Source organism: Agrobacterium sp. 22-226-1, assembly GCF_053522345.1.
Genome location: NZ_JBNWCP010000006.1, coordinates 284,545 through 308,217, shown reverse-complemented (window position 1 = coordinate 308,217; position 23,673 = coordinate 284,545). Strand labels below are relative to the sequence as shown.

At 60.4% G+C, this 23,673-nt stretch carries 24 protein-coding genes; 18 read left to right on the top strand and 6 right to left on the bottom strand.

Annotated features, from left to right (window positions below):
- Positions 1-68: 68 nt before the first annotated feature.
- From ACQZ5K_RS13440 to ACQZ5K_RS13415, 6 genes are all read left to right on the top strand, one after another.
- Entirely contained in the window at positions 69-974 is a 906-nt protein-coding gene (locus tag ACQZ5K_RS13440) for a class II glutamine amidotransferase (RefSeq protein ID WP_448740572.1), read from the top strand.
- Positions 975-1,010: 36 nt separating this feature from the next.
- On the top strand, positions 1,011-1,697 hold the full coding sequence (locus ACQZ5K_RS13435; RefSeq protein ID WP_059757800.1) for a GltB/FmdC/FwdC-like GXGXG domain-containing protein: 687 nt from the start codon (positions 1,011-1,013) through the stop codon (positions 1,695-1,697).
- Between the two features lie 16 nt (positions 1,698-1,713).
- On the top strand, positions 1,714-3,042 hold the full coding sequence (locus ACQZ5K_RS13430; RefSeq protein ID WP_020813492.1) for an FMN-binding glutamate synthase family protein: 1,329 nt from the start codon (positions 1,714-1,716) through the stop codon (positions 3,040-3,042).
- 86 nt (positions 3,043-3,128) lie between these two features.
- Entirely contained in the window at positions 3,129-4,436 is a 1,308-nt protein-coding gene (gene glnT, locus ACQZ5K_RS13425) for a type III glutamate--ammonia ligase (RefSeq protein ID WP_137453592.1), read from the top strand.
- Positions 4,437-4,629: 193 nt separating this feature from the next.
- On the top strand, positions 4,630-5,514 hold the full coding sequence (gene purU / locus ACQZ5K_RS13420) for a formyltetrahydrofolate deformylase (RefSeq protein ID WP_448740571.1): 885 nt from the start codon (positions 4,630-4,632) through the stop codon (positions 5,512-5,514).
- A gap of 143 nt (positions 5,515-5,657) precedes the next feature.
- On the top strand, positions 5,658-6,356 hold the full coding sequence (locus ACQZ5K_RS13415; RefSeq protein WP_269313209.1) for a GntR family transcriptional regulator: 699 nt from the start codon (positions 5,658-5,660) through the stop codon (positions 6,354-6,356).
- Positions 6,357-6,398: 42 nt separating this feature from the next.
- Here the strand turns inward: ACQZ5K_RS13415 and ACQZ5K_RS13410 are convergent, their stop codons facing one another.
- From ACQZ5K_RS13410 to ACQZ5K_RS13390, 5 genes are all read right to left on the bottom strand, one after another.
- Positions 6,399-7,907: an HAL/PAL/TAL family ammonia-lyase gene (locus tag ACQZ5K_RS13410; RefSeq protein ID WP_448740570.1), complete on the bottom strand. Its 1,509-nt coding sequence runs from the start codon at positions 7,905-7,907 to the stop codon at positions 6,399-6,401.
- Positions 7,900-8,730: a quaternary amine ABC transporter ATP-binding protein gene (locus ACQZ5K_RS13405; protein WP_003519594.1), complete on the bottom strand. Its 831-nt coding sequence runs from the start codon at positions 8,728-8,730 to the stop codon at positions 7,900-7,902. The genes ACQZ5K_RS13410 and ACQZ5K_RS13405 overlap by 8 nt, the downstream gene beginning before the upstream one ends.
- The gene (locus ACQZ5K_RS13400) at positions 8,723-9,580 is read right to left on the bottom strand and encodes an ABC transporter permease (RefSeq protein WP_003519593.1); all 858 of its coding nucleotides are present in this window, start codon (positions 9,578-9,580) and stop codon (positions 8,723-8,725) included. The genes ACQZ5K_RS13405 and ACQZ5K_RS13400 overlap by 8 nt, the downstream gene beginning before the upstream one ends.
- Positions 9,581-9,675: 95 nt before the next feature.
- Entirely contained in the window at positions 9,676-10,713 is a 1,038-nt protein-coding gene (locus ACQZ5K_RS13395) for an ABC transporter substrate-binding protein (protein WP_448740569.1), read from the bottom strand.
- Between the two features lie 99 nt (positions 10,714-10,812).
- Entirely contained in the window at positions 10,813-11,154 is a 342-nt protein-coding gene (locus tag ACQZ5K_RS13390) for a hypothetical protein (protein WP_448740568.1), read from the bottom strand.
- Between the two features lie 130 nt (positions 11,155-11,284).
- Between ACQZ5K_RS13390 and hutC the strand changes: the two genes are divergently transcribed.
- The 12 genes from hutC to ACQZ5K_RS13330 all read left to right on the top strand — a co-directional run bounded on the left by hutC (position 11,285) and on the right by ACQZ5K_RS13330 (position 22,875).
- On the top strand, positions 11,285-12,025 hold the full coding sequence (gene hutC, locus ACQZ5K_RS13385; RefSeq protein WP_003519590.1) for a histidine utilization repressor: 741 nt from the start codon (positions 11,285-11,287) through the stop codon (positions 12,023-12,025).
- Between the two features lie 277 nt (positions 12,026-12,302).
- Positions 12,303-12,905 (top strand): amino acid synthesis family protein, encoded by a 603-nt coding sequence (locus ACQZ5K_RS13380; protein WP_003519589.1) that lies wholly within the window; start codon positions 12,303-12,305, stop codon positions 12,903-12,905.
- 11 nt (positions 12,906-12,916) lie between these two features.
- Positions 12,917-13,762: an alpha/beta fold hydrolase gene (locus ACQZ5K_RS13375; RefSeq protein WP_448740567.1), complete on the top strand. Its 846-nt coding sequence runs from the start codon at positions 12,917-12,919 to the stop codon at positions 13,760-13,762.
- Positions 13,759-14,697 (top strand): flavin reductase, encoded by a 939-nt coding sequence (locus tag ACQZ5K_RS13370; protein WP_448740566.1) that lies wholly within the window; start codon positions 13,759-13,761, stop codon positions 14,695-14,697. Before ACQZ5K_RS13375 ends, ACQZ5K_RS13370 begins: the two co-directional genes overlap by 4 nt.
- Positions 14,694-15,734 (top strand): LLM class flavin-dependent oxidoreductase, encoded by a 1,041-nt coding sequence (locus ACQZ5K_RS13365; protein ID WP_448740565.1) that lies wholly within the window; start codon positions 14,694-14,696, stop codon positions 15,732-15,734. Before ACQZ5K_RS13370 ends, ACQZ5K_RS13365 begins: the two co-directional genes overlap by 4 nt.
- A 4-nt stretch (positions 15,735-15,738) precedes the next feature.
- On the top strand, positions 15,739-17,205 hold the full coding sequence (locus ACQZ5K_RS13360) for an aldehyde dehydrogenase (RefSeq protein WP_448740564.1): 1,467 nt from the start codon (positions 15,739-15,741) through the stop codon (positions 17,203-17,205).
- Positions 17,206-17,209: 4 nt separating this feature from the next.
- Positions 17,210-17,524 (top strand): NIPSNAP family protein, encoded by a 315-nt coding sequence (locus ACQZ5K_RS13355; RefSeq protein ID WP_448740563.1) that lies wholly within the window; start codon positions 17,210-17,212, stop codon positions 17,522-17,524.
- Positions 17,525-17,581: 57 nt separating this feature from the next.
- Positions 17,582-18,592 carry an ABC transporter substrate-binding protein gene (locus ACQZ5K_RS13350; protein WP_127755519.1) on the top strand — a complete coding sequence of 337 codons (1,011 nt, stop codon included), beginning with the start codon at positions 17,582-17,584 and terminating at the stop codon, positions 18,590-18,592.
- Positions 18,593-18,701: 109 nt separating this feature from the next.
- A complete protein-coding gene (locus tag ACQZ5K_RS13345) occupies positions 18,702-19,529 on the top strand; it encodes an ABC transporter permease (protein WP_448740599.1) in 828 nt (275 codons plus the stop codon).
- A 1-nt stretch (position 19,530) separates the two neighbouring features.
- Positions 19,531-20,331 (top strand): ABC transporter permease, encoded by an 801-nt coding sequence (locus tag ACQZ5K_RS13340; protein WP_448740562.1) that lies wholly within the window; start codon positions 19,531-19,533, stop codon positions 20,329-20,331.
- On the top strand, positions 20,328-21,410 hold the full coding sequence (locus ACQZ5K_RS13335; RefSeq protein ID WP_448740561.1) for an ABC transporter ATP-binding protein: 1,083 nt from the start codon (positions 20,328-20,330) through the stop codon (positions 21,408-21,410). The genes ACQZ5K_RS13340 and ACQZ5K_RS13335 overlap by 4 nt, the downstream gene beginning before the upstream one ends.
- A gap of 10 nt (positions 21,411-21,420) precedes the next feature.
- Entirely contained in the window at positions 21,421-22,875 is a 1,455-nt protein-coding gene (locus tag ACQZ5K_RS13330) for an NAD-dependent succinate-semialdehyde dehydrogenase (RefSeq protein WP_448740560.1), read from the top strand.
- A 23-nt stretch (positions 22,876-22,898) separates the two neighbouring features.
- On the opposite strand, the gene ACQZ5K_RS13325 is transcribed toward ACQZ5K_RS13330, so the two are convergent.
- Complete coding sequence (locus ACQZ5K_RS13325; protein WP_448740559.1) at positions 22,899-23,513, bottom strand: TetR/AcrR family transcriptional regulator; 615 nt, start codon at positions 23,511-23,513, stop codon at positions 22,899-22,901.
- Positions 23,514-23,673: the final 160 nt, after the last annotated feature.

Below are 23,673 nucleotides of genomic sequence, written 5' to 3'. Positions count from 1 at the left end.
CTGATAGTTGACGGAGTGGAATTCCATATGTTAGCCCTTCATTCAGAAACGAATGGAGGTGCCTGTCGATGTGCGGCATTGTTGGACTATTCCTGAAAGACAAAAGCATTGAACCGCAGCTGGGTCAGCTGCTTTCGGACATGCTCGTCACCATGACCGATCGCGGCCCGGATTCGGCCGGCATCGCGATCTACGGAAGCGCTGCCAATGGTCGGGCGAAAGTGACGATCCAGTCGGCCGATCCTGCCGCCGATTTTTCCGGCCTCGCCGAAGCGCTGAAGGAAAGCGGCGTCGATGCCGTGGTCACGGTGAAAAGCACTCATGCTGTTCTCGATATTCCCGCCGAAAAACTGGATGGTATCCGTCCGGTCCTTTCCGCAATCCGCCCGAATGTGCGTGTGATGGGTTCCGGCGACAGCGTCGAAATCTATAAGGAAACCGGTCTTCCGAAGGATGTCGTCACCCGTTTTGACGTGCGTTCCATGGCCGGCACCCATGGCATCGGCCACACCCGCATGGCGACGGAATCGGCGGTGACGACGCTTGGCGCGCATCCCTTTTCCACCGGCGCAGACCAGTGCCTGGTACATAACGGCTCGCTTTCCAACCACAATAATCTGCGCCGCGAACTGGTGCGCGAAGGCATGGTCTTCGAGACCCAGAATGACTCGGAAGTCGCCGCGGCTTATCTCACGGCGGAAATGGCCAAGGGCAAGGATCTGGGCGAGGCGCTGACCGGCGCGCTCGACGATCTCGATGGTTTCTTCACTTTCGTTGTCGGCACCAAATCCGGTTTCGGCGTGGTGCGTGATCCCATCGCCTGCAAGCCTGCTGTCATGGCCGAGACAGACCAATATGTCGCTTTCGGCTCTGAGTATCGCGCGCTGGTCAATCTGCCCGGCATTGAAAATGCCCGCGTCTGGGAGCCGGAACCGGCGACCGTCTATTTCTGGGACCATGAAAAGGCCGCCTGAGACCGTCATCGGCGCCTGTTTTGAAAGTCATAATCCATGCCAGTTTTCGATCTCTCCCACACGCCGCTGCGTGAACTCAACAAGGCGCTCCACGGTCTTTCCTCGGGCGCGAACGACACCGAATTCGAGGTCGTCAATCCGCGCGGCCACCATGCCGTGGCGGTCGGCATCGACAGCCCCGTCACCGTCGATGTGCACGGTTCGGTCGGTTATTATTGCGCCGGCATGAATGATGGCGGCAACGTCACCGTGCACGGCTCGGCCGGGCCGGGTGTCGCTGAGAACATGATGTCCGGCACGGTCGTCATCGAGGGCGACGCCTCGCAATATGCCGGCGCCACAGGCCGCGGCGGGCTTCTGGTCATCAAGGGCAATGCCGCCTCGCGCTGCGGCATTTCCATGAAGGGCATCGATATCGTCGTGAAGGGCAATATCGGCCACATGTCGGCCTTCATGGGCCAGTCCGGCCACCTCGTCGTCTGCGGCGATGCGGGCGATGCGCTGGGCGATTCCCTTTATGAGGCGAAGCTCTTTGTGCGCGGTTCGGTGAAGAGCCTCGGTGCCGATTGCATCGAGAAGGAGATGCGCCCTGAACATCTCGAAAAGCTCGCAGAACTTCTCGACAAAGCCGGCGTCACGGATGTCAGCCCTGACGAGTTCAAGCGCTACGGCTCGGCCCGCACGCTCTACAATTTCAACATCGACAACGCCGACGCGTATTGAGGCGAAGGATTTTCCTATGAGCTATCACAACCCCTTCACCCCGCCGCGCAAATCCGCAACTTTCGATGACCACACGCTGGCGGAAATCCGCCGCGCGGCGGCAACCGGCATCTATGATATTCGCGGCGCGGGCACCAAGCGCAAGGTGCCGCATTTCGACGATCTCCTGTTTCTCGGCGCGTCCATCTCGCGTTATCCGCTCGAGGGTTATCGTGAGAAATGCGATACGACAGTTACGCTTGGCACCCGCTTCGCCAGGAAGCCGATCACGCTGAAAACGCCGATCACCATTGCCGGTATGAGCTTTGGCGCTCTGTCAGGCAACGCCAAGGAAGCGCTCGGCCGGGGCGCGACAATCGCCGGCACCTCCACCACGACCGGCGATGGCGGCATGACGGATGAGGAGCGCGGCCACAGCCAGACGCTGGTTTATCAGTACCTGCCCTCGCGTTACGGCATGAACCCAAAGGATCTGCGCCGTGCGGACGCCATCGAGGTCGTCGTCGGCCAGGGCGCGAAACCGGGCGGCGGCGGCATGTTGCTCGGCCAGAAGATTTCCGATCGCGTCGCCAATATGCGCAACCTGCCGAAGGGCATCGACCAGCGCTCCGCCTGCCGTCATCCCGATTGGACCGGACCGGACGATCTGGAAATCAAGATCCTCGAACTGCGTGAAATTACCGACTGGGAAAAACCGATCTATATCAAGGTTGGCGGTGCACGGCCCTATTACGATACGGCGCTGGCGGTGAAGGCCGGTGCGGATGTGGTGGTGCTTGACGGCATGCAGGGCGGCACGGCGGCCACGCAGGATGTCTTCATCGAAAATGTCGGCATGCCAACGCTTGCCTGCATTCGCCCCGCCGTGCAGGCGCTTCAGGATCTCGGCATGCACCGCAAGGTGCAGCTGATCGTTTCCGGCGGTATCCGTTCGGGTGCTGACGTCGCCAAGGCACTGGCGCTGGGTGCCGATGCGGTCGCCATCGGCACGGCGGCGCTGGTGGCGCTCGGCGACAATGATCCCAAGTGGGAAGACGAATATCAGAAACTCGGCACCACGGCCGGCGCTTACGATGACTGGCACGAGGGCAAAGACCCCGCCGGCATCACTACGCAGGACCCGGAATTGGCAGCACGCCTCGATCCCGTTGCCGCTGGCCGCCGCCTTGCCAATTACCTGAAGGTCATGACGCTCGAGGCGCAGACCATCGCGCGTGCCTGCGGCAAGAACCATCTCCATAATCTGGAGCCGGAAGATCTGGTGGCGCTGACGATGGAGGCTGCCGCCATGGCGCAGGTTCCGCTGGCGGGAACCAACTGGTTCCCGGGCAAAGGCAGCTTTTAAGCCATAAGAACGGACGGGCGCATTTGGGAGGATGTGCCCGTCTTTTTTCGATGAAGTGTCTGATATTCAAAAAAAAGGGGAATGACGTGACACTGGACCTCTCCAAATTTGCTGCCGAAAAGGGCATCAAATATTTCATGATCAGTTATACCGATCTCTTCGGCGGCCAGCGCGCCAAGCTGGTTCCCGCAGAAGCCATTGCCGATATGCAGAAGGATGGCGCGGGTTTTGCGGGCTTCGCCACCTGGTTCGATCTGACACCCGCCCATCCTGATCTATTCGCCGTGCCCGACGCCTCCTCGGTCATCCAGCTCCCTTGGAAAAAGGATGTCGCCTGGGTCGCCGCCGATTGCGTGATGGAAGACCAGCCGGTGGAGCAGGCGCCGCGCGTGGTGCTGAAAAAGCTCATTGCTGAGGCGGCAAGCGAAGGGCTCAGGGTCAAGACGGGCGTGGAGCCGGAATTTTTCCTGATTTCGCCGGATGGTGCGAAAATCTCCGACGAATACGATACGGCGGAAAAGCCCTGCTACGACCAGCAGGCGGTGATGCGTCGTTACGATGTGATCGCCGAGATTTGCGATTACATGCTGGAGCTCGGCTGGAAGCCATACCAGAACGACCATGAGGACGCGAACGGCCAGTTCGAGATGAACTGGGAATATGACGACGCGCTGCAGACCGCAGACAAACATTCCTTCTTCAAATTCATGGTCAAATCCGTCGCCGAAAAACACGGGCTGCGCGCCACCTTCATGCCGAAGCCTTTCAAGGGCCTGACCGGCAATGGCTGCCATGCCCATATTTCGGTCTGGGACATCGACGGCAAGGTCAACGCCTTTGCCGACAGGGAAATGCCTTTCGGTCTGTCGGCCAAGGGCAAGACGTTTCTCGGCGGTATCATGAAACATGCGTCGGCGCTTGCGGCCGTCACCAATCCGACGGTCAATTCCTACAAGCGTATCAACGCGCCGCGCACCATTTCCGGCGCGACCTGGGCGCCGAATACGGTGACCTGGACCGGCAATAACCGCACCCATATGGTGCGCGTGCCGGGGCCGGGGCGGTTCGAACTGCGCCTGCCGGATGGCGCCGTGAACCCCTATCTGCTGCAGGCCATCATCATCGCCGCCGGCCTTTCCGGTGTCCGCTCCAAGGCCGATCCCGGTCCGCACTACGATATCGATATGTATCGCGAGGGCCACAAGGTCACGGATGCACCGAAGCTGCCGCTCAACCTTCTCGATGCGCTGCGCGAATATGAGAAGGATGCGGAATTGCAGCAGGCGCTCGGCACTGAATTCTCCAAGGCCTATCTGAAGCTCAAGCAGGGTGAGTGGAACAGCTATTGCTCGCAATTCACCGCATGGGAGCATCAGACCACCCTCGACGTCTGAGCCCGGGTTTCCCCGCCGCCCCTGCGGCTTTTCCCCGCGCTGATCAAGAGCGCGGGGTTTTTCACTAAAGCGCGTCGCGTCCAATCTGATTCATGCGACGCGCTTCAGATCTTTGTTTTTAAGCATGTCTTGGTTCCAAAACCGCTGCACACTTTTGGGAGACATGCTTTATCGATGACAGAAAGAGTGCCAGATGACGAACTTCGTCCTGACCGTGACATGCAAATCCACCCGCGGCATTGTCGCCGCCCTTTCAGGCTTTCTCGCTGAGAAGGGGTGCAACATCGTCGACAGTTCGCAATTCGACGACCTCGGCACCGGCCGTTTTTTCATGCGCGTGGGTTTCATTTCCGAGGAGGGTGCAACACGCGACGCGTTGATGGCCGGGCTTGCTCCGATCTCGGAAAAATTCGGCATGGAGGTGGCGCTGCACGATCAGGCAGAGCGGATGAAGGTTCTTTTGATGGTGTCGCGCTTCGGCCATTGCCTCAATGACCTGCTTTATCGTTGGCGCATCGGGGCGCTGCCGATCGATATTGTCGGCGTCGTCTCGAACCATTTCGATTATCAGAAGGTCGTCGTCAATCACGACATTCCGTTCCACCACATTCCGGTGACGAAAGAGAACAAACCGCAGGCCGAAGCCCGGATCATGGAGATCGTGGAAAGCTCGGGTACGGAACTCATCGTGCTGGCGCGTTACATGCAGGTGCTTTCCGACAGGATGTGCGAGGCGATGTCGGGCAGGATCATCAATATCCACCACTCCTTCCTGCCGTCCTTCAAGGGAGCCAACCCTTACAAGCAGGCCTATCAGCGCGGTGTGAAGCTGATCGGCGCGACGGCGCATTATGTGACCGCTGATCTGGATGAGGGACCGATCATCGAGCAGGATACCGTGCGCATCACCCATGCCCAGTCGGCCGAGGATTATGTGTCGCTTGGCCGCGACGTGGAGGCGCAGGTGCTGGCGCGTGCCATCCACGCCCATATTCACCGTCGTGTATTTCTGAACGGCAGCCGAACCGTGGTGTTTCCCCCCGGTCCCGGCTCTTACGCTTCGGAAAGAATGGGATGAGCATTCCGCCTGAGCCGTGCTGATGTTGCCTTAAAGAGATCACGGCGCTAAATAAGTTGGTACGCCATAATACAAAAGCCATTTCTCGCTCTTGTTCGTAACCGCGTTGCGACGAAACGGGAGGTGTCAAACGAGGTGATACCATGACAGATGCTTCGCACGGAACTGCCATTCGCGTTGAGCGCCCGACAAAGACGCTGAGGGAACTCGCTCTCGACAAGGTCCGTGACGCCATCGTGAACGGTTATTTCCGCCCGGGCGACCGTCTGGTCGAGCGCGATCTCTGCGCCCAGCTCGGCGTTTCCCGCACAATCGTTCGTGAGGTCCTGCGGCATCTGGAGTCCGAGGGGCTGGTGGCGAATTTGCCGAACAAGGGCCCGATGGTCGCGATGCTCGATCTCGATGAGGCGAAGCAGATTTATGAAATTCGCGGTGCGCTGGAGGGAATGGCGGCACGCCTTTGTGCGGAGCGCCGCGATCCTGCCATCGTGGAAGCGCTTGAAGTGTCGCTCAGGCATATCCGCGAAAGCTATGTCGAAAGGGATATGCCGGGCGTTCTGGCGCATACCTCGTCCTTTTATCAGACGCTGTTCAGCAAGATCGACCGGCATGTCGCCTGGGGCGTCGTCAACCTGCTGACGGTGCGGATCAACCATCTTCGTTCGATGACGATCAAGACGAAAAGCCGCGATACCGAAGGTCCGGCGCAAATGGAAAAGATCGTCGAAGCCATCCGGCAGGGGGACGGAGACGCCGCTTACAAGGCGGCTCTGGACCATGTCGCGAGCGCAAGCGCGATTGCGGAAGCCGTTCTCATCGCCCAGAAGACCGGCAAAGAGTGACCTCTTCCGCCTCGTATTCGGCTAAAATTTCCGGCGCAGTATCTAGCCTGCGTCGGCACCTGTCCCCGCAAGCGTGGTTTGCAGCATTTCCCGAACGGCAGCTACCAGATTGTTGAGCGGCTGGTCGTCGCGGTAAAATGGCGCCGCCGTCCGGACGTGCTGATAAAGCCTATCGGTGCCGGGTGCACGGCCGGCTTCGCCTGGCTGCATATCGTAAGCCTGCGCGGCGCTCATGATCTCGATCGCCAGAATGGTTTCCAGATTGCCGATAATCGAAAGCGTCTTGTCGGCAGCGGCGGTGGCATGTGTCAGTATATCCTCCTGCAAGGCGGAGGTGATGCCGCCATCGAGGCTGGCGGGGGCGGCGAGGCGGCGATTTTCTGCGGCAAGCGCTGCGGCCGTGTACTGGATGATCATGAAACCGGAACAGACACCGTCACTTTCCGCCAGAAAGGCGGGCAGCCTGCTGACAAGCGGGTTGACGAGGCGGTCGATACGCCGCTCGGAAATCGCCGCAAGTTCGGCTGCCGCCGTCGCCAGCCCATCCATGGCAAGCCCGAGCGCCGCACCGACGGCATGGGCCTGGGAGTGGACCTCCGGCGACTGCGGCGTGCCGCCGACGACCGGGTTGTCCGTGACGCTCGCGAGTTCGCGGTCTACGACATCGGCGATCTGCGCGACGCTGTCGCGAACGGCGCCATGCACCTGCGGCACGGCGCGCAGGCTCAGCGGATCCTGCGTGCGCGATCCGGCCGACCGGGCAAGAAGCGGGCTTGCCGCCAGAAGCTGGCGCAGGTTTTCGCCGACGGTCTGGATGCCGGGTGAGCTGCGCAGTGCCAGCGGCCCTGCGGCGAAGGGATCGGCCTGCGCACCAAGGTTTTCATAACTCATTGCCGCTGCCGCATCGGCCCAGTCAAGGAGCGAAGTCGTGCGGGCAAGCGCGAGGCTGGCGAGGCCGGTGGCGCAGGGTGTGCCGTTAACGAGGCTGAGCCCCTCCTTCGCCTGCAGAACCATGGGTTCGAGGCTAAGCTTTTCGAGCCCCTGTCTGCCGCTGATGAGTTCGCCGCCGTGGCGGGCCCGGCCTTCGCCGATCAGCACCAGCCCTATGGCCGCGGCATGGGTGAGGTAACCCACCGAGCCCTTTGACGGAATAACGGGAAGAATATCGCCATTCAGCAGGGCGAGCAGCGCTTCGACCGTCTTGACCTGCACGCCGGAATAACCATGCGCGAAGTTGTTGATCTGGGTGGCCATGATGGCGCGCGTTTCTTCGCGCCCGAGCGGTTCTCCGACGCCGCAGGAGTGGCTGAGCAGGATGTTGCGGGAGAGGGCCTGCTGCTGCGGGATGTCGACGATCACATCGCAGAGCGCGCCGACACCTGTGTTGATGCCGTAACCGCGAACCCGTTTTTCGACCAGCGCATCGACGATGGCGCGGGCTCCGGCAATGCGCCGCCACGCTTTATCCGACAGGGAAAGCCTCGCACCTTTTGCAACAGCGGCGATCTCTTGCCAGTTGAGGGGACGATCGATGGTGATCGTATCAGCCATGCTGGCCTTCTCCCGCACCCGTGCGGCGCTCCACGAAACGGGCGACATAGTCGTTTGCGGGGCTGTTGAGGATCTGGTCCGGCGTTCCCACCTGCACCAGTTTGCCGTCCTTCAGGATCGCGATCTGCGCGCCGATGCGGAGCGCCTCGTCGAGATCGTGGGTGATGAAAACGATGGTCTTGTGCAGGTTCTTTTCGAGCTGCAGCAACTGATCCTGCATGTCAGCGCGGATCAGCGGATCGAGCGCCGAAAAGGCCTCGTCCATCAGGATGACGTCGGTATCGGCGGCCAGCGCGCGGGCCAGACCGACGCGCTGCTTCATGCCCCCGGAAAGCTGGTGCGGAAACTTGTCCTCATAGCCTGAAAGGCCGACGGTCTCGATCCACTTCATGCCGATGGGCCGCGCGTCGGCCTTGGTCAGCCCGCGCACACGCTGCCCGTAAACGACGTTCTGCAACACGGTGCGGTGCGGCATCAGGCCGAAATTCTGGAACACCATGCTGACGCGCCGGTTGCGGAAGTCGCGCAGGTCCTTCGGTTTCAGCGCAAGAACATTGTCGTCTCCGACAAGAATCTCTCCGCTTGTCGGTTCGATAAGGCGGTTGATGTGGCGCACGAGGGTCGACTTGCCGGAACCGGAGAGGCCCATGATCACGAAAATGCGGCCACCCGCTATATCGAGGCTGACATTGTCGAGCCCGACGCTGCACCCCGTCTTTGCCAGGATGTCGCTCTTTTCCGCGCCCTGCTGCGCCATGGCGAGCGCAGCCTTCCAGTTGCCGCCGAAGATCTTGGACACGTTGCGGATATGGATATCAGTCATTGCCCATTTCCTTCCGGCTGGATCGGCCAAAACCCTGGGTGATACGATCGAGCACGATTGCGAGAATAACGATGCCGAGGCCCGCTTCGAGGCCCTTGCCGACATCGAGCGTCTGGATGCCGTTCAGCACCTGCTCACCAAGGCCGCGCGCGCCGATCATCGAGGCGACGACGACCATGGAGAGCGCCATCATGATCGTCTGGTTGAGGCCGGCCATGATCGTGGGCGTGGCGAGCGGCAATTCGACGCCGAAGAGGATTTGTCTCGGGCTGCCGCCAAAGGCGGTCGCCGCCTCCACCACTTCCCGGTCCACCTGCCGGATGCCGAGATCGGTCAGGCGGATCAGCGGCGGCACGGCGTAAACGATGGTGGCCAGCACGGCCGGAACCTTGCCGAGACCGAAAAGCATGATGGCGGGAATAAGATAGACGAAGCTCGGCATGGTCTGCATGACGTCGAGCACCGGCAGGGTGATGCGCCTTGCCCACTCGCTTTTGGCAAGCAGGATGCCCATGGGCACGCCGATGACGATGGAGATGAGGCTGGCAATCAGCATCAGCGCCAGCGTCTGCATCGTCAGGTCCCAGAGACCGAGCGCGCCGACGATGAAAAGCATCACCGCCACCATGATGACGAGCGAAATCTTCTTCGCCGCGAACCAGGCGAGCACCAGGAAGACCAGAAAAATGACCCACCACGGCAGACCGCGCAGCACCCATTCCACGAAGAGGATCGCCTGCAGGATCGTCTGCGAGATCGCCTTGAAAACGGAGCCGTAATTCACCACCAGCGAACGCACGATCTCATTGATCGGGCCTCGGATGGAAATATGGAAAACTTCAGGAAACATTGGTGTCGTCCTCGCGCCTGCCGACCCCATGTCCGGGAGCCGGCCCCTGTCCTGACGGGAAAATGCGCGCCGGAAGCCCGGGGCGCCTGCGATGTTTACTTGACGGCGGCTTCGATACGCGCCTTGGCGTCCGCAGAAACCCAGCTACCCCAGATATCGGCCTTGGTCTGAAGGAAGGTCTTGGCGGCGGCTGTCGCATCGACCTGTTTGTCGGTCATATAGGCGAGGCTGGAGTTGATCTCCGCCAGCGGGAATGTCGCCTTTTCAAGGATCGCGATGATTTCCGGCGCCTCCTTCGCAAAGGTGCTGTTCACGCCATAGGCCACCTCGACGGAGGGGAAGGCGCAACCGGCGCCGCGCTTTCCATCGGCGCTCGTCAGTTCCTTCCAGCAGGCGTCGCTATAGGCCGGCTCCTGCAGCTGGATGAGCTTGTATTTGCCCATGATTGCCGTCGGGCTCCAGTAATAGAACAGCATCGGCTCGCCCTGGAGATAGGCGGCGGCAATGGCGGCGTCGAGAGCGGTGCCGGTGCCGGGGCGGAAATTCACATAGTTTGCTTCCAGCTTGTAGGCCTGCAGCTTGGCGGTGTTGACGCCTTCGCAGGTCCAGCCCGAGGGGCAATTGAGGAAGCGGCCCTTGGTCGGCTCTTCCGGATCCTTGAACAGTTCGACGATCTTCGGGTCGGAAAGCTGGTCGACGCTCTTCAGGTCCGGAGCCTTGGCTTCGATGCCTTTTGCCGGGTCGCCCTTGACCAGGTATTCCGGCACGAACCAGCCTTCAGCGGCGCCAACGAAGGTCTTGCCGACCGATGTTACCTGGCCTGCTTCCGCAGCCTTGTTCCAGACGTCGGAGCGGCCGATCCATTCTTCAGCGAAGATCTGCACGTCGTTATTGGCGGTCGCCTGTTCCAGCGTCACGGAGTTGCCGGGAATGGAATCGACCTTGCAATCATAGCCCTTGGAGAGGATTTCCTTCATGACTTCGGTGATGAAAGCACCGCTTTCCCAGTCGATGCCGGCGAAGGTGATGGTCTTTCCAGCGGCGCAATAGCCTTCCGCTCTCGCGGACCCGGCATAGGCTCCCATGATGAGCGCGGTGGTGGCCAGCGCGATTTTCAGCTTTGAATTCAGCATTGCATTCCCCTTTTGGTTTGATGATTGGCAAGTTGCTGGCATGCGTTTTGTGGTTTCAGCCGGGCGCTCCGGGCAGATGTCTACCCCTGAGCCCGGCGGTCATTGGTGCATTTCATGTCCCGTCGAAATCGGCAGCCGGTTGATTGTCGAATCAATACGGAATTCGTTGTTCGCCTCGAAACGATGTGCCGAAAGTTCACTATACAACTTTGAGAAATTCATATGGCTCACGCGCATTGGCCGCGCCGGGTCGAAGACGCATGTGGTTGGCGGGTTCTGGCAAGGGCGGTCTTTCAGCGCATATTGCCCGGCCGAACCATCAAACATTGCTTCGGCATCGGCATGGCAGCTCCTGCCGTTGCGCTGGGCGGGCATTCGAATATCGCCCCGACTATCGGCGGGAGACTTGCGGCCGCTGGAGATCGAGTCTTCGCTTGCCATTATTTTCCCCTCAAGTTGTATATGTAACTTCACACATTTGCGAAAGACAAGCAAGATAGGATGTGATAATTTTGTGCTTGCGCGGATTCTGGCTGCGTTTTGTGCAGTCGCCCGATTTTTAGGAGTTTCAATGCTGCCCGTCACCGAAAACGAGTTTCCTGTCTCGGGCGATCGCTCCTCCCTGCCGCTATATGAGCGGGTGAAAGAACAGATCAAGGAAAAGATCGCCAGCGGAGAGTGGTTGACCAACCACAGGATACCCTCCGAAAACGAGATCGTCGACATGCTGGGTGTCAGTCGCATGACGGCAAACCGCGCCTTGCGGGAGCTGGCAACCGAGGGGGTGATCGTTCGCGTGCAGGGGCGCGGGTCCTTTGTCGCCCCGAAAAAGCGAAGCGCCGGCATGATGGGCGTGCGCAATATTGCCGACGAGATCAAGGAACGCGGCTCGACGCATCGGCCGAGCCTGATCCTCGCCCAGACGGAGGTTTGCGGTCCCGATCTTGCAACGGCGCTGGAGATCGCCGTGGGAGCGAAGGTTTTTCACTCCATCATCGTGCACCACGAAGACGATGTTCCGATCCAGCTCGAAGATCGCTTCGTCAATGCGGAGATCGCTCCGGATTATCTGATGCAGGATTTCAATACGCTCACCCCGAATGCCTATCTGACGGCGGCGGCGCCGATTTCCCGGACCGAGCAATTCATCGAGGCGGCATCGCCCCAGCCGTGGGAATGCAAATTGATGGCCATCAGCCGAAACGAGCCCTGCCTTCTCGTGCGCCGTAGAACCTGGTCATCAAGCCGCGCCGTCACGTCCGTACGGCTGCTCTATCCCGGTTCCCGATATCGGCTTGAAAGTCAGGAATAGAGGGCGCCGGCCTCGGCTGCCCTGATCTTCCGGAACATTATCGCCGTATAAGGCGGCCACTTGCGCATCCAGCCCGGCTGATGATGCCCCGGTCAAATCTGCCCCATTTTCCCGCCTCCAATCGTTGTTTGCCAAGTGCAATCGGTTGGCCATAGCGCTCGGCTTATCGGCGACGACAACCCCAAAAATTCCATTGCTCATCCTTACGGGATTACGGTACTTGACAGTCATATATTATGGCATACCATAAGCCATCATATTTACGGAGAGAGCGCTGATGTCCATCCAGATCCGCAAGACCCTGCTGCAGGTCGAAACGACGTTGATTGAGGGGGGCAAGGCTGCCGCAGCGCCGTTGAAGCTGTTCGCCGCCATTGCGGTCGTTAAAAATCCGTGGGCGGGCAAAGGTTTCGTAGCCGATCTGAAGCCGGAAATTCACGCAGGTGCGCCGGTGCTTGGCGAATTGCTGACGAAGATGATCCTTGACGCCGTCGGGTCCGGTGAGGCGGTGGAGGCCTATGGCAAGGCGGCCGTCGTGGGGCTGGATGGTGAGATCGAACATGCCTCCGCGCTCATCCATACGCTGCGCTTCGGCAATCACTATCGTCAGGCGGTCGGCGCCAAATCCTATCTCGCTTTCTGCAACACGCGCGGCCCCGGCAATGCGCCGATCATGATCCCGCTGATGGACAAGAATGATGAGGGCCGCCGTTCGCATTATCTGACGATCCAGACGGCCATTCCCGATGCCCCGGCCGCCGACGAGATCGTGGTCGCGCTCGGTGCTTCCGTTGGCGGCCGGCCGCACCACCGTATCGGCGACCGTTATCAGGATCTGAAGGATCTCGGTCAGGATGTTGCCAATCCGGCCGGCGTTTGAGGCGGACGCCAATGCAAAAGGTCGCCGACACGTCACGGGTCAATGGTGCGAAGACAGGCGCCGCCACGCTTCCCCGGAAAACGACCGGAGGCGGGGCCGCCTATTTCGAAGCCGGCGCGGGCGAGAATCTGATCCTCATCCACGGTGTTGGAATGCGGCTCGAAGCCTGGACGCCGCAGATCGAGGTGTTTTTGAGGACGCACCGCGTCATCGCGGTAGACATGCCGGGCCACGGCGGCAGCGAACGTCTTGGGGCCGGCAGCACTCTTGAGGATTTCGTCGGCTGGTTCGGCCGGTTTCTCGACGACATGCGGATAGAGCGTGCCAATGTCGCGGGGCATTCCATGGGTGCGCTGATTTCCGGCGGGGCAGCCGCGACGCTTGGAGATCGCATAGCGCGTGTCGGGTATCTGAACGGTGTTTATCGCCGCGACCCCGTTGCGAAGGCGGCTGTGCTTGCGCGCGCGGCGGCGATCCGCACCATGGGCGTGGACAAGGAAGGCCCCTTGCTGCGCTGGTTCGGCGATGATCTGAAAAGCCGGCATGCCCGGGAATTGACGAGAGGCTGGCTGGAAATGGTCGACCCGGAAGGTTACGCGGTCGCCTATACCGCTTTTGCGGGTGGGGATGAGACCTACGCCGACCGCTGGCCTTCGGTCACCTGCCCGGCGCTTTTTCTGACCGGTTCGGACGATCCGAACTCCACGCCCCTGATGGCGGAACAGATGGCGGCGATCACGCCGCGCGGTTATGCCCGCATCGTCGAGGCGCACCGGCATATGGTCAATCTGACCGCACCCGAAACCGTCAATGCACTGATGGCCGAATGGCTGGCTTTAGAGGAGGAGCCGCAATGACCGTTGCAACCCTTGACCCGCGCGCCCTGCGCGACGCATTCGGCGCCTTCGTGACGGGGGTGACGATCGTTACCACCCGCGACGAAGCCGGAAAGCCGGTGGGTTTCACCGCAAATTCCTTCACCTCCGTCTCACTCGATCCGCCGCTGCTGCTGATCTGCCTTGCCCGCACCTCGCGCAATTTCGCGACGATGACGGGTGCGAAAAATTTCGCCGTCAATATTCTGTCGGAAGGCCAGAAGGACCTGTCCAATACGTTCGCCCGGCCGGTGGAAGATCGTTTTGCCGCCGCCATCTGGTCGGATGCGCCGGCAGGCTCACCGGTCTTTGCCGATGTTGCGGCCTGGTTCGAATGTTCGATGCAGGAGGTTATCGAGGCCGGAGACCACGTCATTCTGCTCGGTCGCATCGACGCTTTCGAGAATAGCGGTCTGAACGGCCTCGGTTATGCGCGCGGCGGTTACTTCACGCCGATGCTGGCCGCTAAGGCGCTTTCGGCTGCGGCAGAGGGTGAAATCGCTGTCGGCGCGGTTCTTGAGCGGCGCGGCGAGATTTACCTCGTCGGCGAGGATGTGCTGTCGCTGCCCGGCTGCGTCGTGGCGGGCGGCGATCCGGTCGCGGCGCTGACGGCGCGGCTGGAAGAGCTCACCGGACTGACGGTCAGGACGGGCTTTCTTTACTCGGTTTATGAAAACAAGGCGGATGGGCGTCAGCACATCGTCTACCACGCACTGGCAGATGGGGACGATGCGCCGCGCCATGGCCGTTTTCTGTTGCCCGGCGCGCTGGCTTCGGCAAAGTTCGACTCCGGCGCGACGGCGGACATTGTCAACCGGTTCGCGCTGGAAAGTTCAATCGGCAACTTCGGTGTCTATGTCGGTAACGAGACTGCCGGCAGGGTCCACCCCATCTCGATGAAGGCGGCAAACCCATGAAATTCTCCCTCTTTGTCCATATGGAACGGCTGGACGCCTCGCAGGATCACAAGACGCTCTACGAGGAGTTCGTAACGCTTTGCGAAATCGCCGATCGCGGCGGCATGCATGCCATCTGGACCGGTGAACATCACGGCATGGACTTCACCATTGCCCCGAACCCCTTCGTGACAATCGCCGATCTGGCGCGGCGCACCAGGACGGCGCGCCTTGGCACGGGAACGGTAATCGCGCCCTTCTGGCACCCGATCAAGCTTGCCGGCGAAGCCGCGATGACCGACCTCATCTGCGATGGTCGTCTCGATATCGGCATTGCGCGCGGTGCTTACTCGTTTGAATATGAGCGGTTGCTTCCGGGCCTCGATGCCTGGGGCGCCGGCCAGCGCATGCGCGAGCTGATCCCGGCCATCAAAGGTGTGTGGGCGGGCGACTATGCCCATGACGGCGAGTTCTACAAATTTCCGGCCACCACGTCTGCTCCCAAGCCATTGCAACAGCCCTTCCCGCCGATCTGGGTAGCGGCGCGCGATCCGAATTCGCATGAATTCGCCGTCGCCAATGATTGCAATGTGCAGGTGACGCCGCTCTGGCAGGGCGATGACGAGGTGGAAACCCTGATGGGCCGCTTCAACGATGCCTGCGCCAAGAACCCGGAAAAACAGCGGCCGAAAATCATGCTGCTTCGCCACACCTATGTCGGTTCCGATGAAGCCGATATCGCCCAGGCAGCGCATGAGATGAGCGTCTATTACAATTATTTCTTCGCCTGGTTCAAAAACGAAAAACCGATCCATCAGGGGCTGATCGAGCGTATTGCGTCCGAAGACATCGCCGCCAACGCGATGCTTTCCACCGATGTCATGCGAAAGAACAATGTCGTCGGCAATGCCGATGAGGTGATTAGCCGGCTTAAGGCCTACGAGGCCATGGGCTATGACGAATATTCCTTCTGGATCGATACGGGCATGAGCTTCGAACGTAAGAAGGCCTCGCTGGAGCGCTTCCTTTCCGATGTCATGCCGGCTTTCGGGGAGTAACGCGATGCGCAGTTTCCAGTGCTATATCGACGGACGTTTCGAAGATGGCGAGACGCGTTTCGCAAGTCTCGATCCCGCAAGCGGCACTGCATGGGCCGAAATGCCGGAAAGCCGCGAGGCCGACGTCGGTCGTGCGGTCGAGGCCGCGCATCGGGCGCTTTACGAAGATGCAGGCTGGTCGAAACTGACGGCGACACAGCGTGGCAAGCTGCTCTATCGGCTTGCCGATCTGGTCACTGAGAATGCGAAGACGCTTGCCGAACTCGAAACCCGCGATACCGGCAAGATCATCCGTGAGACCTCCGCGCAGATTGCCTATGTCGCGGATTATTATCGTTATTATGCGGGTCTGGCCGACAAGATCGAGGGCGCCTATCTGCCGATCGACAAGCCGGATATGGATGTCTGGCTGCGGCGTGAACCCGTGGGCGTCGTGGCGGCCATCGTGCCGTGGAACAGCCAGCTGTTTCTCGCCGCCGTCAAGATCGGTCCCGCACTCGCGGCCGGCTGCACCATTGTCGTCAAGGCCTCGGAAGATGGGCCGGCACCCCTTCTGGAATTTGCCCGGCTGGTGCATGAGGCCGGTTTTCCCGCCGGTGTGGTCAATATCGTCTCCGGCTTCGGCGCATCCTGCGGCACGGCGCTCACCACCCATCCGAAGGTGGCTCATATCGCCTTTACCGGCGGTCCGGAAACGGCGCGTCATATCGTGCGCAATTCGGCTGAAAACCTCGCTTCCACCTCGCTGGAACTCGGCGGCAAATCGCCGATCCTCGTTTTTGCCGATGCCGATCTCGAGAGCGCCGCCAATGCGCAGGTGGCTGGCATTTTCGCCGCGACCGGCCAGAGCTGCGTCGCCGGCTCGCGGCTGATCGTCGAAAGAAGCGTCAAGGATCGGTTCCTCGATATTCTGAAGGCGAAAGCTGAGGCGATCCGCATCGGCTCGCCGCTGGATATGGCGACGGAAGTAGGACCGCTGGCGACGGAGCGCCAGAGGAAGCACATTGTTTCTCTGGTTTCCGCCTCCGTGGACGCGGGCGCCAAAGTTGTCACAGGCGGTGCGGCTGTAGACGGCGACGGTTATTTCTATCGGCCAACCATTCTCGATTGCGACGGCATTCGTTCGCCATCGATGGAGAAAGAGTTCTTCGGCCCCGTCCTCTCGGTCGTTTCCTTTGAGACCGAAGCGGAAGCCATCGCGCTGGCCAATGACACGGTCTATGGCCTTGCCTCCGGTGTCTTCACACAGAACCTGACGCGCGCCCACCGTTTGATGAAAGCGATCCGTGCCGGCATCGTCTGGGTGAATACCTATCGTGCGGTCTCGCCGATTGCGCCTTTCGGCGGATTCGGCCTGTCGGGCGACGGTCGCGAAGGCGGGCTTGCGGCGGCGCTCGATTACACGCGCACCAAGACCATATGGTTACGCACCTCCGATGACCCGATCCCCGATCCCTTCGTGATGCGGTGAGCCCATGTTTTACGAAATCCGCACCTACCGGCTGAAGAACGGCGCCATCCCTGCCTACCTCAAGGTGGTCGAGGAAGAGGGCATCGAAATCCAGAAGAGCCATCTCGGCGAACTGGTGGGTTACTTCTTCTCCGAGATCGGCCCGATCAATGAGATCGTTCATATCTGGGCCTTTTCGAGCCTGGATGACCGCGAGGAACGGCGCGCACGGCTGATGACCGATCCGCGCTGGTTGTCCTTCCTTCCGAAAATCCGCGACCTCATCGAAGTCGCCGAAAACAAGATCATGAAACCGGCGCGATTTTCACCGCTCGGGTGAAATGCGCCGGTCGCGACGTGCATACCAACAAGAAGCTCTAAAACGGAGTAAGGGAACATGAAATTGAAACTGGTATTGACGACATGCGCCGCTCTTTTTGCCCTTGGTGCATCTGCTGAGGCGAATGATCTGGTTTTCTCCAGCTGGGGAGGAACCACGCAGGACGCCCAGAAGGCGGCCTGGGCTGAAAAATTCATGGTATCGACCGGCATTAACGTGGTGCAGGACGGCCCGACGGACTACGGCAAATTGAAAGCCATGGTCGAGGCGAACGGCGTGACCTGGGATGTGGTCGATGTCGAGGGCGATTATGCCGCGCAGGCCGGCCCGAAGGGCCTGTTGGAGAAGCTCGATTTTGCCGTCATCGACAAGACCAAACTCGATCCGCGCTTCGTGACGGACTACTCCGTCGGCAGCTTTTATTATTCCTTCGTCATCGGCTGCAATGTCGATGCCGTGGCCGCCTGCCCGAAGAGCTGGGCGGATCTGTTCGACACTGCGAAATTTCCCGGCAAGCGAACCTTCTACAAATGGTCTGCTCCGGGCGTGATCGAAGCAGCCCTTCTGGCCGATGGCGTGGCCGCCGACAAGCTTTATCCGCTCGATCTCGACCGCGCTTTCAAGAAGCTCGATACGATCAAATCCGATATCATCTGGTGGTCCGGCGGCGCACAGTCACAGCAGTTGATTGCATCTGCGGAAGCGCCCTTCGGCAGCGTCTGGAATGGCCGCATGACGGCGCTTGAAAAAAGCGGCGTGAAGGTGGAGACCTCCTGGCAGCAGAACATCACCGCGGCGGATTCCCTCGTCGTTCCCAAGGGAACGAAGAACAAGGATGCGGCGATGAAGTTCATCGCGCTCGCCACCTCTGCGCAGGCGCAGGCGGATATGGCGACCGCGACGGGTTATGCGCCGGTCAATATCGAATCCGCCAAGCTGATGGATCCGGAAACCGCCAAGACACTGCCGGACCAGCAGACGGCAAGCCAGGTCAATGCCGATATGAGCTACTGGGCGCAGCATCGCGATGAGATTGGCGAGCGCTGGTACGCCTGGCAGGCGAAGTAAGATAACGGCGCGGGCCGCGACAGGCGCCCGCGCGATTTTTCCACGTCCGGGAGGTTTGGGCATGGTCTCGCTTACCGATGAAACAGTCAGCCCGAAAGCGAAGGTGCGGATGCCTTTCCGGTCCGGCAACTTTACGGCTACCCTGCCGGCGCTTGTCCTGCTTGTCCTGTTCTTCGTCGTTCCGGTTCTGATCCTGCTGTCGCGCAGTGTCACCGAACCCGTCCTCGGATTCGGCAACTATGCCGCCCTGCTGGGAAGCTCCACCTATCTGAAGATTTTCTTCAATACCTTCGCGGTGTCGGCGCTGGTCACGGTCGTGTCGCTGGCGATCGGCTTTCCCGTCGCCTGGGCGCTCGCCATCATGCCGGCGCGGCTCGCTTCCATCGTCTTTGCCATATTGCTCCTGTCGATGTGGACCAATCTTCTGGCGCGCACCTATGCGTGGATGGTGCTGTTGCAGCGCACGGGCGTGGTGAACAAGACGCTGATGGGGCTCGGCATCATCGATCAGCCTCTGGCGCTGGTCAATAATCTTATCGGGGTAACGATAGGCATGACCTATATCATGCTGCCCTTCATCATCATTCCGCTCTATGGCGTCATCCGCAAGATCGATCCGGCCATTCTTCAGGCGGCGGCCTTGTGCGGGGCGACACGCTTTCAGGCGCTGACCCGTATCCTTATTCCGCTGGCCGCGCCCGGCATGATTTCCGGCGCGCTGATGATCTTCGTCATGTCGCTCGGTTACTTCGTCACCCCGGCGCTCCTTGGCGGTACGGCGAACATGATGCTGGCCGAACTCATTGCGCAATTCGTCCAGTCGCTCGTCAACTGGGGCATGGGCGGGGCGGCCGCACTGGTGCTGCTGGTGGTGACGCTGACGCTTTACGCCGTGCAGCTCAAATTTTTCGGCGCGGCCGGGGCAGGGGGGCGCTGACATGCTTTTGAACTATAACAGCCTCGGCGTCTGGAAATGGCTACTCCTCCTGATCACGCTGCTGACGACGGCATTTCTTGTTCTGCCCATCGTTTTCATCGCAGCGCTGTCCTTCGGCTCGTCGCAATGGCTGATCTTTCCGCCGCCCGGCTGGACATTGAAATGGTATGCGGATTTCTTCGCCGATCCGCGATGGCTGGAGGCCGCCTGGACGAGCCTGCGCATCGCCCTCATGGTCACGGTGCTGTCCGTGCTGATCGGTCTTGTCGCCTCCTTCGGGCTGGTGCGCGGCCGTTTCATCGGGCGTAACACGCTTCGTGCGCTGTTCATGACGCCGATGATCCTGCCCGTCGTGGTGCTGGCTGTGGCGCTTTACGCCTTTTTCCTGAAACTTGGCCTTGCCGGCACCACTGCCGGTTTCGTTATCGCCCATCTCGTCGTGGCGCTGCCCTTTTCCATTCTGGCGTTGACCGGCGCGCTGGAGGGTTTCGACAAATCGATTGAGGATGCGGCGGTGCTGTGCGGCGCAAGGCCGTTGCAGGCGAAAATCCGCATCACGCTTCCCGCCATCAGCCACGGCCTGTTTTCGGCGGCGATCTTCTCCTTCCTAACCTCGTGGGATGAGGTGGTGCTGGCGATCTTCATGGCAAGCCCGACATTGCAGACGTTGCCGGTGAAAATCTGGGCAACGCTGCGTCAGGATCTGACGCCGGTGATTGCGGCCGCCTCCACGCTTCTCATCGCGGTGACCATCATTCTCATGCTGCTTGTCGCGGCTGTGCGAAAAGGACTGAAAACATGACCAAACCGCTCCTGCAGATTCGCGGCATCCGCAAGCAATACGGACCGGTCGTCGCCGTTCAGGACGTCAATCTCGACGTGCAGCCGGGTGAGTTCATGACATTTCTCGGGCCGTCCGGTTCGGGCAAGAGTACGACGCTTTATATCCTTGCTGGTTTCGAGCAGCCGACATCGGGCGATATTCTGCTGAACGGCGAAAGCCTGCTGTCGACGCCGTCGCACAAGCGCAATATCGGCATGGTCTTCCAGCGCTACACCCTGTTTCCGCATCTGTCGGTCGGTGAGAACATCGCCTTTCCGCTGAAGGTCCGCCGCAAGAGCAAGGCGGAAATCGATGCGAAGGTGAAGGAAATGTTGCGGCTTGTCCGTCTCGAAGGTTTCGAGGACAGAAAACCGGCGCAGATGTCGGGCGGCCAGCAGCAGCGCGTGGCGCTGGCCCGCGCGCTTGCCTACGACCCGCCGGTGCTGCTGATGGATGAGCCGCTGTCGGCGCTCGACAAGAAGCTGCGCGAAGAAATCCAGTTCGAAATCCGCCGTATTCACCAGCAGACGGAAGTGACGATCCTCTACGTTACCCATGATCAGGAAGAAGCCTTGCGTCTTTCCGACCGGATCGCCGTGTTTTCCAAGGGGGTTATCGACCAGATCGGCACGGGACCGGAGCTTTACGCCCACCCGGCTACCCGCTTCGTGGCTGAATTCATCGGGGACAGCGACTTCATCGCCTGCGATCTCCTCGCTGCTTCGGGCGGCAGGGCGACGGTGTCGCTCGGTCGGGATATCGTCTTCGATCATATTCCGATGCATGGCGAAGCCGCGCCGGGAAAGAAAGCGGCGCTGATGCTGCGCCCGGAGCGGCTGCAACTCAGCCGTAACCGGCCGGTCGTCGCCGCCGGTTTCCAGGCCACGGTCAGCGACATCACATTCCTCGGCAACAATGTCCATGTGGTGGCCCATACCGGCTCGGGTGAGCCCCTGGCCGTGCGCCTGCCTTTCGGCCATGAGGCGATTTCTGGCCTCAGCCGTGGCGACCTCGTGCATCTCGCCTTCGATCCGGCCTCGGCGCAGGTCTTCTGTTGAGGGATGGGCCATGAATCTGAATGATCCCACACTCTTCGGCGAGAAAGTGCCGGTGGCCGGTCGCTGGATCGGTTGCGATGGCCGTGAAACGGCGGCGATCCGCAATCCCGCGACCGGTGAGATTGTCGGGCGGGTTCCAGAGCTCGGTGCGAAGGAAACGAGAGAAGCAATCGTTGCCGCTGTGATCGCCCAGAAGGAATGGGCCCGCCGCACCGCCGGCGAGCGTGCGAATATCCTGAAGGAATGGTTCCGGCTCGTCATGGAGAACCGTGACGATCTCGGCATGATACTGACGCTGGAACAGGGAAAGCCGCTGGCGGAAGCAAAGGGTGAGGTCGCCTATGGTGCGAGCTTCATCGAATGGTTTGCCGAGGAGGCGCGGCGGATCAATGGCGAGACAGTGCCCGGCCACCAGCCGGATAAACGCATTCTGGTTCTCCGCCAGCCCGTGGGCGTGGTTGCGGCCATCACGCCATGGAATTTCCCCAATGCCATGATCACCCGCAAGGCCGGCCCGGCGCTGGCCGCCGGCTGTGCGGTGGTGCTGAAACCGGCGCCGCAAACGCCGTTTTCTGCCATCGCCCTTGCCATCCTTGCCGAGCGCGCCGGCCTGCCGCTTGCGCTTTTCAGCATTTTGACGGGGCCAACGGCCGAGATAGGCGGGGAAATGACGGCAAGCCCGGATATCCGCCTTCTGACCTTTACCGGCTCGACGCGCACAGGCGAACATCTTTACCGGCAATGTGCGCCGACGATCAAGAAACTGGGGCTGGAACTCGGCGGCAATGCGCCCTTCATCGTCTTCGATGACGCCGATCTCGATGCCGCTGTCGAGGGCGCGGTCCTCGCCAAATTCCGCAACAATGGTCAGACCTGCGTTTGCGCCAACCGTCTTTATGTGCAGAGCGGCGTCTATGATGCTTTCGCTGAAAAATTCGCTCGAGCCGTCGTTCGGTTGAAGGTTGGCAACGGGCTGGAGGGGGCAAGCATTCTCGGGCCTCTCATCGACGCAAACGCCGTCGCCAAAGTGGAGGCCCATATTGCCGATGCGCTTTCGAAAGGCGCCGAGATTGCCATCGGCGGCAAGAGGCATGCACTGGGCGGCAATTTTTTCGAGCCGACGATCCTGCGCAATGTCGATGCCGGCATGCAGGTGGCGCGTGAGGAAACCTTCGGGCCGCTTGCGCCGCTCTTCCGCTTCGAGGATGAGGCGGATGTGATCGTGCAGGCGAACAATACCGATTTCGGCCTCGCATCCTATTTTTATGCGAGCGATCTGTCGCGGGTCTTCCGGGTTGCCGAGGCGCTCGAATATGGCATGGTCGGCGTCAATACGGGGGCTATTTCCACCGCCGAGGCGCCTTTCGGTGGTGTCAAGATGTCGGGCCTCGGCCGGGAAGGGTCACGCCACGGCATCGAGGAATATACCGAACTCAAATATGTCTGCATCGGTGGCGTCGGCTGAGACCGGGCCTCAAGGAATGATGCCTATGTCAGCAGTCCGCGCATGATCAGTTCGAGGTGAATCTTCAGAACGGCCTGCCTGTCCAGAATACGCCGGTCGTTAAAAATCAGCCGAAACACCAATGTTCCGACCATGGGCGACATCACGACCTTGGCAAGTTCGGGGGGATTGGCCCTGAACCTTTTTTTCGCGACGCCTTCCTCGAGGATCGTATTGATGCGATCGAAGACCGGCGCCATCAACGTGTCATGGTGCTGGTCGATGAGATCGGGGAATTTTGCGCCTTCCGCGAGGATCAGGCGAAACAGTTCCCGCATTCTTTTATTGTCGACGAGCACATCGAACAGGAATTCCAGCAGCAGGCGAAGCTGCTCGACGGGGTCGTCGGATGTATGCGTATAGGCATTGAATGCCTCCTGGAACGGCAGGGAGGCATGCTTGACCATAGCCTCGAAGAGCGCCTCCTTGGTTTCGAAATAGACGTAGACCGTCCCTTTCGTCACCCCCACCCGTTCCGCGATGTCTTCCACCCGCGTCGCGGTAAATCCCCTTTTGGTGAATTCCTCGAATGCGGCATCGAGAATTTGCAACGGACGTTGTATCTTCTGTTCAGCACGTGTCAGTTTTGCTTTCGCCATGACCCCGGATCCTTCTATTTTTTGACGCGTGCCCTTCTGTCCGTCGCGATAGGCGGAAATGAGAGATGGGTTTGCCTATAGCACCGGCGCAAAAACCGGAACGATTTTTGTGAAGGCGCGCGCATGCTTCACTATGCCGGAACATTGCCAATGCGCCCGC

Coding starts and splice junctions, on each gene's coding strand:
- ACQZ5K_RS13415 (WP_269313209.1), top strand. CDS start 5,658: ATGACAGATGCTTCGCACGGAACTGCCATTCGCGTTGAGCGCCCGACA.
- ACQZ5K_RS13430 (WP_020813492.1), top strand. CDS start 1,714: ATGAGCTATCACAACCCCTTCACCCCGCCGCGCAAATCCGCAACTTTC.
- ACQZ5K_RS13365 (WP_448740565.1), top strand. CDS start 14,694: ATGAAATTCTCCCTCTTTGTCCATATGGAACGGCTGGACGCCTCGCAG.
- ACQZ5K_RS13335 (WP_448740561.1), top strand. CDS start 20,328: ATGACCAAACCGCTCCTGCAGATTCGCGGCATCCGCAAGCAATACGGA.
- ACQZ5K_RS13410 (WP_448740570.1), bottom strand. CDS start 7,907: ATGGCTGATACGATCACCATCGATCGTCCCCTCAACTGGCAAGAGATC.
- purU (WP_448740571.1), top strand. CDS start 4,630: ATGACGAACTTCGTCCTGACCGTGACATGCAAATCCACCCGCGGCATT.
- ACQZ5K_RS13360 (WP_448740564.1), top strand. CDS start 15,739: ATGCGCAGTTTCCAGTGCTATATCGACGGACGTTTCGAAGATGGCGAG.
- ACQZ5K_RS13370 (WP_448740566.1), top strand. CDS start 13,759: ATGACCGTTGCAACCCTTGACCCGCGCGCCCTGCGCGACGCATTCGGC.
- ACQZ5K_RS13345 (WP_448740599.1), top strand. CDS start 18,702: ATGCCTTTCCGGTCCGGCAACTTTACGGCTACCCTGCCGGCGCTTGTC.
- ACQZ5K_RS13390 (WP_448740568.1), bottom strand. CDS start 11,154: ATGGCAAGCGAAGACTCGATCTCCAGCGGCCGCAAGTCTCCCGCCGAT.
- ACQZ5K_RS13400 (WP_003519593.1), bottom strand. CDS start 9,580: ATGTTTCCTGAAGTTTTCCATATTTCCATCCGAGGCCCGATCAATGAG.
- hutC (WP_003519590.1), top strand. CDS start 11,285: ATGCTGCCCGTCACCGAAAACGAGTTTCCTGTCTCGGGCGATCGCTCC.
- ACQZ5K_RS13440 (WP_448740572.1), top strand. CDS start 69: ATGTGCGGCATTGTTGGACTATTCCTGAAAGACAAAAGCATTGAACCG.
- ACQZ5K_RS13355 (WP_448740563.1), top strand. CDS start 17,210: ATGTTTTACGAAATCCGCACCTACCGGCTGAAGAACGGCGCCATCCCT.
- ACQZ5K_RS13405 (WP_003519594.1), bottom strand. CDS start 8,730: ATGACTGATATCCATATCCGCAACGTGTCCAAGATCTTCGGCGGCAAC.
- ACQZ5K_RS13380 (WP_003519589.1), top strand. CDS start 12,303: ATGTCCATCCAGATCCGCAAGACCCTGCTGCAGGTCGAAACGACGTTG.
- ACQZ5K_RS13375 (WP_448740567.1), top strand. CDS start 12,917: ATGCAAAAGGTCGCCGACACGTCACGGGTCAATGGTGCGAAGACAGGC.
- ACQZ5K_RS13325 (WP_448740559.1), bottom strand. CDS start 23,513: ATGGCGAAAGCAAAACTGACACGTGCTGAACAGAAGATACAACGTCCG.
- ACQZ5K_RS13340 (WP_448740562.1), top strand. CDS start 19,531: ATGCTTTTGAACTATAACAGCCTCGGCGTCTGGAAATGGCTACTCCTC.
- ACQZ5K_RS13330 (WP_448740560.1), top strand. CDS start 21,421: ATGAATCTGAATGATCCCACACTCTTCGGCGAGAAAGTGCCGGTGGCC.
- ACQZ5K_RS13435 (WP_059757800.1), top strand. CDS start 1,011: ATGCCAGTTTTCGATCTCTCCCACACGCCGCTGCGTGAACTCAACAAG.
- ACQZ5K_RS13395 (WP_448740569.1), bottom strand. CDS start 10,713: ATGCTGAATTCAAAGCTGAAAATCGCGCTGGCCACCACCGCGCTCATC.
- ACQZ5K_RS13350 (WP_127755519.1), top strand. CDS start 17,582: ATGAAATTGAAACTGGTATTGACGACATGCGCCGCTCTTTTTGCCCTT.